The 12858-nt window shown below is 29.8% G+C and carries 12 protein-coding genes; 7 read left to right on the forward strand and 5 right to left on the reverse strand.

The annotated features are described in order from the left end of the window. Positions 1-728 precede the first annotated feature (728 nt). From AB8B22_RS00130 to AB8B22_RS00150, 5 genes are all read right to left on the reverse strand, one after another. Positions 729-1496, reverse strand: a complete 768-nt coding sequence (locus AB8B22_RS00130) for a cobalt-precorrin-6A reductase (RefSeq protein WP_369711102.1) — start codon at positions 1494-1496, stop codon at positions 729-731. 53 nt (positions 1497-1549) lie between these two features. Beyond that, positions 1550-2164: a histidine phosphatase family protein gene (locus AB8B22_RS00135; RefSeq protein WP_369711103.1), complete on the reverse strand. Its 615-nt coding sequence runs from the start codon at positions 2162-2164 to the stop codon at positions 1550-1552. A gap of 171 nt (positions 2165-2335) precedes the next feature. Continuing rightward, positions 2336-3385 carry a nicotinate-nucleotide--dimethylbenzimidazole phosphoribosyltransferase gene (gene cobT, locus AB8B22_RS00140; RefSeq protein WP_369711104.1) on the reverse strand — a complete coding sequence of 350 codons (1050 nt, stop codon included), beginning with the start codon at positions 3383-3385 and terminating at the stop codon, positions 2336-2338. Between the two features lie 21 nt (positions 3386-3406). After that, positions 3407-4705, reverse strand: a complete 1299-nt coding sequence (hemL, locus tag AB8B22_RS00145; RefSeq protein WP_369711105.1) for a glutamate-1-semialdehyde 2,1-aminomutase — start codon at positions 4703-4705, stop codon at positions 3407-3409. After that, a complete protein-coding gene (locus tag AB8B22_RS00150; RefSeq protein WP_369711106.1) occupies positions 4702-5271 on the reverse strand; it encodes a D-glycero-alpha-D-manno-heptose-1,7-bisphosphate 7-phosphatase in 570 nt (189 codons plus the stop codon). Before AB8B22_RS00150 ends, hemL begins: the two co-directional genes overlap by 4 nt. A gap of 166 nt (positions 5272-5437) precedes the next feature. Here AB8B22_RS00150 and AB8B22_RS00155 point away from each other — a divergent pair, with 166 nt between their 5' ends. Genes AB8B22_RS00155 through AB8B22_RS00185 form a run of 7 tightly spaced genes read left to right on the forward strand, consistent with a single transcriptional unit; the run spans position 5438 to position 12858 of the window. Then, complete coding sequence (locus tag AB8B22_RS00155) at positions 5438-6733, forward strand: sugar transferase (RefSeq protein WP_369711107.1); 1296 nt, start codon at positions 5438-5440, stop codon at positions 6731-6733. 25 nt (positions 6734-6758) lie between these two features. Continuing rightward, entirely contained in the window at positions 6759-7622 is an 864-nt protein-coding gene (gene rfbA / locus AB8B22_RS00160; RefSeq protein ID WP_369711108.1) for a glucose-1-phosphate thymidylyltransferase RfbA, read from the forward strand. 42 nt (positions 7623-7664) lie between these two features. Beyond that, complete coding sequence (locus tag AB8B22_RS00165) at positions 7665-8735, forward strand: mannose-1-phosphate guanylyltransferase (protein ID WP_369711109.1); 1071 nt, start codon at positions 7665-7667, stop codon at positions 8733-8735. A 32-nt stretch (positions 8736-8767) separates the two neighbouring features. Next, on the forward strand, positions 8768-9799 hold the full coding sequence (gmd, locus tag AB8B22_RS00170) for a GDP-mannose 4,6-dehydratase (RefSeq protein WP_369711110.1): 1032 nt from the start codon (positions 8768-8770) through the stop codon (positions 9797-9799). A 9-nt stretch (positions 9800-9808) separates the two neighbouring features. After that, positions 9809-10753, forward strand: coding sequence for a GDP-mannose 4,6-dehydratase (locus AB8B22_RS00175; protein WP_369711111.1), 945 nt, complete (start codon positions 9809-9811; stop codon positions 10751-10753). A gap of 22 nt (positions 10754-10775) precedes the next feature. Further along, on the forward strand, positions 10776-11555 hold the full coding sequence (locus AB8B22_RS00180) for an ABC transporter permease (protein ID WP_369711112.1): 780 nt from the start codon (positions 10776-10778) through the stop codon (positions 11553-11555). A 16-nt stretch (positions 11556-11571) separates the two neighbouring features. Beyond that, a complete protein-coding gene (locus AB8B22_RS00185; protein WP_369711114.1) occupies positions 11572-12858 on the forward strand; it encodes an ABC transporter ATP-binding protein in 1287 nt (428 codons plus the stop codon).

Genomic DNA, 12858 nt, shown 5'->3' on the forward strand with positions numbered 1-12858 from the left:
AGATGAATTGCAGAGACAGAGTAAAATAGTTAGGGGTAAATAAAAAATCTTATTTTAAGTTTTTCATTCAATCCAGAAAGTTACTAAAATATTTTTTTTATTTTTTAAGCAGAAGTGCTCATCGCCGCACCCCTGCACCCCGGCTAGTCTTCGACATTTTTATGCACTGCCAAAAAACTCGCTTACGCTCAGACAGTTTTGTCAGCACATAAAAATGCTCCGACGGTTTAAATTTTACTGTTATACAAAAGGTGTCGTGATTTTTTTGGAGTAAAGACGACTGTTTGAGCACGTTTAGTGCGAGTTTCGGCTTTGCTTCAAAAAAATGCTTAGACGAGCGTGGGGATTATAAGGGGAAATGGCGGTCCTTTCCCCTTATGTAAAAAAATAAAAAAATAAAAAAATAAAAAAATAATATTAAACAAAATAACATCTTGTAATCAAAAATAAGCTAAAAAATTTGAAATTAAAAAATCTGCCCCTAAAATTTTTAAACCATCGAATTGCAGAATATAGCTTGAAATAACAGCTCTTATATGGTATAATACTCGTAGTCAGGGCAGGGACTGTCCGAAGAGTTTGGTAAATATATTTGGCTAGCAAAAACAGATACTTCCCAAGAAGCTCCCTCTTCTACAAGTGGGAGTAGTTCACAAGATTGAAATACATCGTGTCAAAATAAAGAATCTAAAATAAATAAAAAAGTCGGGAAAAATTTCTCGGCTTTTTTAAATATGATTTATAAGTTTATCAATGTCAGAATAAACATTTCTGTAGTTCACAAAAGGTCTTTTTAGCACTAAAACAGCTGTTCCAAATTCTTTACAGGCATCAATTTTCTCTTTTTCTCCGCCAGTTTTTCCACTCTCTTTTGTAATCAAAAAATCAATTTTAAAACTTTTAAGCATAGCTAAATTCAAATTTTTGTCAACAGGCCCTTGAATTGCAATTATATTTTTAGGTAAATATCCAAGATTTTCCGCCTTTTGAATGGAAGCAGTTGTTGGAAGTATCCGCACAAAAAGATTATTTTTTTTACTCATAGCTTTTATTTCTTCTAGATTATTCGATCCAAGTGTACTCAAAATGTTTTTATTTTCATATTTTGAGATAAATTCATTCATTTGACTCAAAGTTTCAAATTTAAAGACGTTTTCATCTCCATAATCAAGCATTTCCCGCTCAAATCTCAAATATTTAGTCCCAAGTTTTTTTGTAACTTTCAAAATGGAACGGCTCACATTTGCAGCATACGGATGACTTGCATCGATGATAAGATTTATATTTTTTTCGGTTATGACTTTTTCCATTTGCTCTTCATCCAATTTTTTACAAATAACTTGAATATTTTTTTTGCTATCCAAAGTATATTTTTTCAAAAGTTCTCCACCGTAGGAAGTGGCAGTACTAACAAGAATATCCTTTTTATTTTTCACACTAACAAGTTTTTCCAAAATATCTCTTCCGTCTTTCGTTCCGCCAATTATCCAAATCATGTTTCTCTCTTTCCAAAATTTTTTATTTATTTTATTATAATTTTTAAATAATTCTATTGAAAAAATTTACCATTTTCAAAATAAAATACTCGGCATTCTCCATTTCCAATAAGTTTTCTCTCATCTAAATCGTCTGCTTCCCTGTTTTCAATATAGTTAAAGAAAAGCTCTAAAACAGTTCCGTGTGTGACAATCAAAATATTTCCGCTTTCGTGAACTTTCACGATTTTATCAAGTCCTTGTAAAAATCTAGTTAGTCCATCTTTCAACTCTTCTCCGCCAACATTTGTCGCACAGTAATTTTTTACATCATAAAAATAGTTGTGAGCTTCCTGCGGAGAAAAATCAAAAATCTCGCTAAAAGTCATCCCTTGCCATTTCCCAAAATAAATTTCATTAAGCTCGGGAATTTCTTGAAGTTCTGGTTTCTCATTTTTATTATCTTCCAAAATAATTTTTGCAGTTTCAACTGTTCTTCCCATTTGACTAGTATAAACAGCATCAAATTTAACATCTTCCAATTCTTTCGCAGTTTTCTTAACTTTTTCAATCCCTTCTTCTGTAAGTGGCGAATTCATTTGTCCCTGAAATTTTTCCAGGACATTCCATTCAGTTTGTCCATGTCTTACAATGTATAATTTTAATTTATTTTCTTTAATTTCTTTCATTTTTTATTTTTTTTTCCTTTCTCTTTTTCTTTCGTTTCTTTAATTTCTTTAAGTTATTTCTTTTCTTTCTTTTATATATATTTTTTAAAATTTATTTCTTTTTTTTTAAAATTTTAATTTTTAAATTTTAAATTCTTATATTTTATTTTTTAATCAAGTCAATTAAGTTAATCAAACATCTGGATAAGTTCTCACATCTTCAGTTATTCTACAAGCCGCTTCTATGATTGGAAACATCATAATAGCTCCAGTTCCTTCGCCAAGCTTCATATTCATCAGAAGTGGCGCGGTTAAATTAATCTCACTCATAATATATTTCATCCCTGGCTCACAGCTCAAGTGCGAACCAATCATATAGTCACGAGCATTCGGACATAATTTTTGTGCAATTAATGCCGCAACAGCTGAGATAAAGCCGTCTATGACAACAGGAACGCCATTTTTAGCACAACCTAAAAAAGTTCCAGACATTCCTGCAATATCCAGTCCGCCAACTTTGGAAAGCACGTCAATCGGATCTTTTTTATCAATTTTTTTAGTCAAAATCGCTCTTTTTACAACTTCTTTTTTATGCTCCAAAGTCTTTTTATCAATTCCGCTTCCAAATCCAACAATATCGTCCAGCGGCAAATCTGAAAAAACTTTTAAAATAGCGCTACTCGTCGAAGTATTTCCAATCCCCATTTCTCCAGTCGCAAAAAGATTATAACCTTTTTTCACAAATTCGTCCACCATTTTTATTCCAATTTCAATGGCGGATACAGCGGTTTCATAACTCATAGCAGCTTCGTCTGCAATATTATTCGTCCCAAATGGCATAAGTTTTTTGTCAATAATTCCTTTAAAATCAAATTTTTTTGAATTGCTTGAACTTTCATCAATTCCCAAATCGACAACTTTTACATCAGCACCAAAACTTTTGGCTAAGGAATTTATTGAAGAAGTGCCGTTTAACATCGCTTCTACGACATATTGAGTTATGAATCTTTTGGATTTACTCACTTTTTCACACTCTACACCATTGTCAGCCGCCATAACGAGTACCATTTTTTTCTTAGGTCGATAATTTTGCCGCATTCCTTCTAGTTTTATTGCCAAATTTTCAATAATTCCAAGTCCTTTCGGAGTTTTTAGCAAAGAATCAAGTTTTTTTTCTTTTTCTTCCATTCGTTGTCTATTTGCCGCTTCAATTTGGGTCAAAGTTTTTTTCAAAATCTTCATTTTTCTCCTAAATTTTTACTTTTACAAACTATTTTTTATTTTCTCAAATGCTTTTTCCAACGCAAAATAAAATTTTTCATAGTCTTCGTCGGAATGAACATAGGAAATAAAATGAGCTTCATATTTTGACGGCGGCACAATAATCCCATTTTCTAACATTGTGTCAAAATAAATGGCAAACATTTCATCACTTGTGTCAATCGCATCTTCCAGATTTTCTATTTTATCCTTTGCAAAAAAGATTGTAAATAAGCTATTAACATAGTTCACAGTCGCAGGAATTTCATATTTTTGAATTAAGTTTTCTATTTTAGAAACCAATTCTTTCGTTCTTTTCTCCAAAGTCTTGTAAATTTCAGGATTTTCTTTCAAAATGGAAATCGTTTTAATTCCAGCGGCGACAGAAACTGGATTTCCAGAAAGAGTTCCGGCGTGATAAACATTTCCAACTGGTGAAATCAAATCCATAATTTCTTTTTTTCCGCCAAACGCACCAACTGGATATCCGCCACCAATGATTTTCCCAAGAGTCACCAAATCTGGCTGTATTCCAAACACTTCACAAGCGCCACCAAGCGAAATTCTAAATCCAGTGATAACTTCGTCAAAAATTAGAACAGTATTTTTTTTACGAGTAATTTCTCGCAAAAATTCCAAGAATTCTTTTGAAGTCTCAATAACTCCCATATTTGCTGGAATAGGCTCAACAATGACACAGGCGATGTCTTTTTCATCTTCAATAATTTTTTTTATCTTTTCAAAATCTCCAAAAGGAGCAGTTATCGTGTCTCGAGTTACGGCTTCGGTAATTCCGTTGCTGTCCTGATGCTCAAAAGTAAGAAGTCCAGACCCTGCTTTTACAAGCAGTGAATCCGAATGCCCGTGATAACATCCTTCAAATTTCAAAATTTTATTCTTTTTTGTAAATGCCCGAGAAAGTCTTACAGCCGCCATCGTAGCTTCAGTCCCAGAAGTTGTAAGCCTAATTTTTTCAATCGCAGGAAAACATTCTTTTACAAGTTCTGCCAATACAACTTCTTTTTTTGTCGGAAGCCCAAAAGATGTCCCTTTTTCCATCTCGGATTTCACAACTTCAAGAACTTCAGGGTAATTATGCCCAAGTATCATAGGTCCCCAAGATCCAATCATATCAATATATTCATTCCCATCTTCATCAAAAAGTTTGCTTCCTTTTGCACTTTCAATAAAAATGGGATAGTCTTTTTTTACGGACTGAAAAGCTCTGACTGGACTATTTACACCACCTGGAATAGATTTTTTTGCTTCTTCAAAAATTTCTTTAGATTTATTTGTATTCATTGATTTTCTCCTTCTTCAATTAAGTTGGCAAATTCCAAAATATCGTCCGCAACAATAGAATCTAAGCCATTTTCTTTAAGTTTTGAAATGTTTTTAACTCCGTATCCAGTTTTCACAAGAACAGTTTTCATCCCAAGCTTTTGTCCAGGAATCAAATCTGTCACTCTGTCGCCAATCATAAAAGAAATTTTTTCATCTATTTCAAATTCTTTTATTGCCAACTCAAAATTTTTCGTATTTGGTTTCCGACATTCGCAATTTTTTTTGTATTTCCCAATCCCATCAGGATGATGCGGACAAAAATACGACTTTTCAATTTTAATTCCCTTTTTTCGCAAATCTTCTTCAATAAATTTTTGCAATTTAAAATAATCTTCTTCGCTGTAAAATCCTTTAGCAATCCCAGCCTGATTGGTAATAATGACAAATTTATAACCCAAATCTCTCAATTTTGCTAGCCCAGAGACAACATTTTTTTCATATTCAAATTCTTCAATTCTATGCAAATAATTTTTTTCAACATTAATCACGCCATCTCTGTCGAGCAAAATAAATTTATTTTTCATATTTTTTTTAAAACTCCTTCCTTTTCACAAACAATTATGCTTACACAAATTATATAGAAATTACTTCCAAAAATCAATAAATTCTTTTTACATTTCAGTTGAATTATGCTCTAATTTGTGCTATACTTTTTACTGAGAAACTAAGAAGTTTTTAAGGGAAAAAGATATGAAAATAAAAAAAATCGTTATAATTCGAATAATATATATTATTGTTCTGTATTTGATTTACAATATACTGTTAAATCAATACGATTATGTAACAAGATATTTGACAAATTTTATCTTTTTGGTTTTCATATTTATAAAATTTATTTTTGGACAATTGGATTTTTATGCTGAAAGATTTAGATTAAAAAATATTTTTGTAAATTTTTCAATTGATGCAATTTTTGCATTTGTGTTTTTTATCTTTTTAAGAAAATTAGAGATATTTTATGTTTTTGGTGCAGTTTTTATCTTTCAGACAATATTTCGAAAGATAATATCTTCAATTTACATGAAAAAGAAAAATGTCTTAATTTTTGGCTCAAACCACATTGAAAACAACATTCAGCAAGATATCATCAATAGTTTGGACTATAACTACATCGGTTATATTTCCAACAACAAAAGCCGTGCAACAAAATATTTAATTGGAAATTACGACGAGATGGAAAAAATAATAAAAGAAAATAAAGTTGATCTTCTTGTAATTGTAAAAGATATGCAAAGTCCCAGTTTTAAAAAGTATTTAAAGCGACTTTTTGATTTAAAAATAAATGGGTTAAAAGTTTTGAGCTATGAAATATTTAATGAAGAAATTCAAAAAAAAATAGATGCAAGTAAAATTGACGAAGAGTGGTTATTGCAGTCTAATGGTTTTGATATTTTAAATGATGGAATGCAAAAAAATATGAAACGTGGAGTAGATTTAGTCATAGCTTCAACACTAATGATTTTGCTCTCGCCAATGGCACTAATCGTGGCAATTTTAATAAAGTTGGAATCAAAAGGTCCAGTTATTTTTAAACAGGTAAGAATTGGAGAAAATATGGTTCCATTTAAAGTTTATAAATTTAGAAGCATGAAAATACATGATCCCCAAAAATATTCAAAATATGCACAGGACAACGACAATAGAGTGACAAAAATCGGAAACTTTATAAGAAAGACAAGAATTGATGAATTGCCACAACTTTTCTGCATTTTAAAAGGAACGATGAGTTTTGTGGGTCCAAGACCAGAATGGGATATCTTAGCCAAAGAGTATGAAAAGCAAATACCATACTACAATTTAAGACACATGATAAAACCTGGACTTACAGGCTGGGCGCAAGTGATGTATCCTTACGGCGAAAATATTGAAGATACAAAAAGAAAGTTAGAATACGATTTATACTATTTAAAACATCAGGATTTAATTTTAGATGTTTTGATAATCTTTAAAACAGTCAAAGTGATACTATTTGGAAAGGGAAAATAATAGTTAAATAAAATTGGAGGATTTTATGAAAGGAATTATTTTAGCGGGAGGAAGTGGAACAAGGCTTTATCCTTTAACAAAAGCAATTTCAAAACAAATTATTCCAATATATGATAAACCTATGATTTATTATCCATTATCAGTATTGATGTTAGCAAATATAAGAGAAATTTTAATTATTTCTACTCCTAGAGATCTTCCAGTATTTGAAGAATTGTTGGGAGATGGAAGTCAATTGGGTTTAAAACTGGAATATAAAGTGCAAGAGCATCCAAACGGCTTAGCTGAAGCATTCATAATAGGTGAAGAGTTTATAGGAAACGACAATGTCTGTTTGATTTTAGGGGATAACATCTTTTACGGAAGTGGTCTTTCAGGATTACTGGAGGAAGCTTCAAAGTTAAAAGAGGGAGCAGTGGTATTTGGTTATCCTGTAAAAGACCCGAGGGCCTACGGAGTTGTAGAGTTTGATAAAAATGGAAAAGCAATTTCGTTGGAAGAAAAGCCAAAAAATCCAAAATCAAATTATGCAATACCAGGATTATACTTCTATGATAATACGGTTATTGAAAAAGCTAAAATTATAAAACCATCCTCTAGAAATGAATTAGAGATTACAGCGATAAATGAAGAATATTTGAAAAAAGGTAAATTAAATGTTAAAAGTTTGGGAAGAGGAACTGTGTGGCTAGATACAGGTACTCATGAAGCTTTGTTACAAGCTGCCAATTATATGGAAGCTATTCAAAAAAGGCAAGGATTTTATATCGCTTGTATTGAGGAGATTGCTTATCAGAAAGGGTGGATAAAAAAAGAACAATTATTGCATACGATAAATGAATTAAAAAACTGTGATTACAAGGTTTATTTAAAAAATTTATTAATTTAAAATTTTTTCATAATTAAATCAATATTGGAAAAGGAGAAAATAATGACATCAGTAGTAATTATGGCTGGAGGAAAAGGTGAGAGATTTTGGCCGAAAAGTCGAGTAAATATGCCAAAACAATTTTTATCTTTGACATCAGATGGAAAATCTATGATTCAACATACCGTGGAAAGGTTGAAGGAATTAGTCAAAATAGAAAATATATACATTGTTACAAATGAGCTTTACATAGATTTGGTAAAAAAACATATATCTAATATTCCAAATGAAAATATAATTGTAGAGCCAATAGCTAAAAATACAGCTCCATGTATTGCTTTAGCGGCAGAATACATAGCAAAAAAAGATAAAAATGCTAAAATGATAGTGTTACCTTCAGATCATTTAATCAAATTCAATGAAATTTTTATTGATACTTTAAAAACAGCTTTGGATGTAGTTGAGGAAGGTGAAAATCTTGTAACAATAGGAATAACTCCAAATTATCCTGAAACAGGATACGGATATATAAATTTTAAAAAAGCTCAAAATCTTGAACATAATGTCTACGAAGTTTTAAAATTTGAAGAAAAACCAGATTTAGAAAAAGCAAAGGAATACTTAGCAAGTGGTCAGTATCTTTGGAACAGTGGAATGTTCGTTTGGAAAGTTTCAACAATTTTAGAAAATTTCAAAAAATTTTTGCCTGAAATATATAAAAGTGTAAAAAGAATCGGCGAAACTATCGGAACCCCAAATTATGATAAAGTTTTGAAGCAAGAATTTTTAAGTATTCTTTCAGAATCAATAGATTATGGAATTATGGAAAAAGCTGAAAATATTTATGTAATACCTGGAAATTTTGGTTGGGATGATGTTGGAAGCTGGTTATCATTAGAAAGAATAAATAAAACAAATCAAGATGGAAATGTAATAAATGGAAATGTAATTAGCATTAAAACTAAAAATTCAATAATTCAGGGAACTGAAAAATTAATTGCGACAATTGGATTGGAAGATATAATAATAGTTGATACAAAAGATGCAATATTAATTTGCAACAAAGATAATACCCAAGAAGTAAAAGCGGTAATAAACAACTTAAAAATATGCAACAGAACAGAATATTTATAAAAATAAATAAACTTTAGGAGGATAAAATTTTTATGAAAAAAGCTTTAATAACAGGAATAACAGGACAAGATGGTTCGTATTTGGCAGAATTATTATTAGAAAAAGGATACGAAGTATATGGATTAGTTAGAAGAAAAAGTAGAACTAGTTTTGGAAATATAGAACATAGAAAAGATGAAATTAAATTTATATATGCTGATATGACAGACATTGTTTCATTAGTGAATGCTATGAAAATTTCTCAAGCTGATGAGGTATACAATTTAGCAGCACAGTCATTCGTTGGAACTTCTTGGGAACAACCGGTGGCGACAGCTGATATTGATGGAATTGGTGCATTAAATATGTTAGAAGCAATTAGAATTGTAAAACCAGAAGCGAGATTTTATCAGGCATCTACAAGTGAAATGTTTGGATTAGTTCAAGCAATTCCACAAACAGAAGATACACCATTTTATCCAAGAAGTCCATATGGAGTAGCTAAGTTATATGGACATTGGATAACTAAAAACTATAGAGAAAGTTATGATATGTATTCTTGTTCAGGAATTTTATTTAATCATGAATCTGAAAGAAGAGGAAAAGAATTTGTAACAAGAAAAATTACAGATGCAGTAGCTAGAATAAAATTAGGAGTTCAAGATGTATTGGAACTTGGAAATCTTGATGCAAAACGTGACTGGGGGCATGCAAAGGACTATGTGAGGGCGATGTGGCTAATGTTGCAGCAGGATAAAGCCGATGACTATGTAATTGCAACAAATGAAACTAGAACAGTTAGAGAATTTGTGGAAACTGCGTTTAAACATGTAGGTATTGATATTGTTTGGGAAGGGAAAGATGAGAAGGAAACAGGAAAAGATTCTAAAACTGGTAACGTTGTAGTAAGAGTTAATCCTAAATTTTATAGACCTGCAGAAGTTGATATTTTAATTGGAAAACCTACAAAAGCTGAAACTAAATTGGGATGGAAAAGAGAAATACCGTTTGCTAAATTAGTTGAAAGAATGGTTGAAAATGATTTGGAATTAGTTAAAAAAGAAATTAAATTGAAAACACTTTAAGGAGAACAAATGAAAGCATTGATAACAGGTGTTGATGGTTTTGTAGGGAAATATTTATCTGAATATCTTTTAGAACAAGGTTATGAAGTATATGGAACAACAATATCAGAAAATTATAAAAATAACAAAATTAATGTAAAAAAAATGAATTTATTGGATACAGAACGGATTAATAAAATTATAAATGATGTAAAACCAGATAAAATATTTCATTTGGCAGGACAAAGTGCCGTAGGACTTTCATGGGAAAAACCTGTTTTGACTGTAAATATAAATGTAAATGGAACATTGAATTTACTTGAGGCAGTGAGAAATCACAGTAAAGATTCTAAAATATTAATCATTGGTTCAAGTGATCAATACGGTCCAATAAAACCAGAAGAATGTCCAATCAAAGAAGGTAAAGTTCAAAATCCACAAAGTCCTTATGGTGTAAGTAAGAAGGCACAGGAAGAAATGTGTAAACTTTATGTAAATGCTTATAATATGAATATAATAATGGTAAGAGCCTTTAATCATATTGGAGCAGGACAAAGTAAAAACTTCGTTGTAGCTGATTTTGCAAGTAAAATTGCTCAAATTGAAAAAGGAAGTGAGCCTATATTAAAAGTGGGAAATTTAGAGACTTTTAGAGATTTTACAGATGTTAGAGATATTGTTAGAGGTTATACCCTGCTTTTAGAAAAAGGGAAAATTGGAGAAATTTATAATATAGGTTCAGGAAAAGAAGTTAAAGTAAGTGAAATTTTAAAAAAATTGATAAGTATGTCAAAAAAAGAAATAAAAATAGAAATTGATCCTAATAAATTTAGACCTGTAGATGTACCACTTGTAGTGTGTGATAATAGTAAAATAAAAAGAGATACAGGATGGGAGCCAGAGTTCCTTATTGATGATACATTGGAAGAAGTATTAGAATATTGGAGAAGTGTTATTATAGAAAGGAGAGAATAACAATAGAAGTTATTCAGTTGTTATGTTTGAAAGAATAAAAGAAATTTTAAAATTTAAAGAAATGATAAAAAGTTTCACAATAAGGGAATTAAGAACCAGATATAAAGGTTCTTTTTTGGGTTTTCTTTGGACTTTTATTAATCCTTTGTTACAATTATTAGTTTATTCGCTAATATTTCCATTTATTTTGAGAATAAGTGAAAAAAATTATGCAATGTTTCTATTTGTAGCACTTATTCCATGGGGGTTTTTTACAAATTCAGTACAAGGAGCATGTAATTTAGTTATAGGAAATAGTAGTTTAGTAACTAAAGTTTATTTTCCAAGAGAAATTTTATCTATAACACACACATTAAGTGGACTTTGTAACACAATATTCAGTTATATGATAGTTTTTCCGATGTTATTGATATTTAAAATACCATTAACAATAAGTTTGATATGGCTTCCATTAATATTATTAGGTCAAACTATTTTAAATTTGGGATTCTCTTTATTGGTTTCAAGTATTAATGTATTTTTTAGAGATTTGGAGTATTTGATAAATGTTGGTTTGATGGCAGTATATTTTATGACGCCTATTATGTATAATATAACTATACTTCCTGAAAAATATCAAAAAATATTGTTATTTGTAAATCCAATGGCAGGATATATTGTGTTATACAGAAATATTATGTATTATGGGATAATGAAAAGACCGTTATTATTAATATATGTGCTGGCATATTCTTTTTTTGTTTTTTTTGCAGGATATTTTGTTTTTCAAAAATTGCAGAAAAAATTTGCTGAAATATTATAAGAATAGGAGCGTTTTAATGGAAACAGTTATAGAAATAGAAAATATTACAAAAAAATTTAAATTGTATTCCGATAGACCTATGTCTTTAAAGGAAAAAATAATAAAGGGATTAAAAAATGAATACAAGGAATTTTATGCATTAAAAGATGTTTCTTTTAAAGTAAAAAAGGGAAGTACAATAGGGTTGATAGGTAAAAACGGAAGTGGAAAAAGTACATTATTAAAAATGATAAATAGAACAATGTTTCCTGATAAAGGTAAAATAAAAATCAAAGGGAAAATAGCGAGTTTGATAGAATTAGGAGCTGGATTTCATCCTGAATTGTCTGGTAGAGAAAATATTTATAATAATGCTACTATTTTTGGTTTTACTAAAGAAGAAATTGATAAAAGAATACCAGAAATTATTGCATTTTCTGAGCTAGAAGATTTTATTGACAATACTCTCAGAACATATTCTTCTGGAATGTATGCAAGATTAGCGTTTTCAGTAGCAATTCATGTTGATGCTGATATTTTATTAGTTGATGAGATTTTAGGTGTTGGAGATATAAATTTTCAAGCAAAATGTGCTAATAAAATTTATGAAATGAAAAATAAAGGAACTACAATAATATTGGTTACTCATGATATGTCAACCATTGATAGATTATGTGATTATGCTGTGTGGTTAGAAAAAGGTAAAAAAATATTAGAAGGAAGCCCTAAAGAAATTGAAAATGCTTATTTAAAATTTATGGCTGAAAAACAAGAAGAGCGACAAAAAGAGGAAAATCTTAAAAGTAAAGAAAACAATACAGGAAAAATAAAAATTTTAGATGATAAAAAAATAAAAATAACTCATTTAGGAGAACATTTTGGAAATGGAGATATTATTTTTACTAGTTGTAAATTATTAGATGAAAAAGGTATAGATAGACGCTCTTTTAATACGGGACAGAATATAAAATTACAGGCTGAATATTTATGTCAGGTTGATCCAAAAGATTTACAAGTAAATATTGGATTTGAAATTAGTAATACTCAAGGAACATATATATATGGAACTAATACTTCAAGAGAAGGGTATAAAAAACTTAAATTGCAAAAAGAAGGAATAATAGAAGTTGAATTAGAAAATTTAAATTTATTGCCAGGAGATTATAATATTGGTATCGCAGTTGCTGATTTAGAAGAAAAAGCAAGTTATGATCATTATAGAAGTATTGCACAATTCAAAATGTATAGTAATATACATGATGTAGGATTATTGCGATTGAAACATAAATTTATTTTAGACAATTACATTCTATCGGAGGAATGA

It is taken from the genome of Leptotrichia rugosa, assembly GCF_041200005.1.
Classification (GTDB): domain Bacteria; phylum Fusobacteriota; class Fusobacteriia; order Fusobacteriales; family Leptotrichiaceae; genus Leptotrichia; species Leptotrichia rugosa.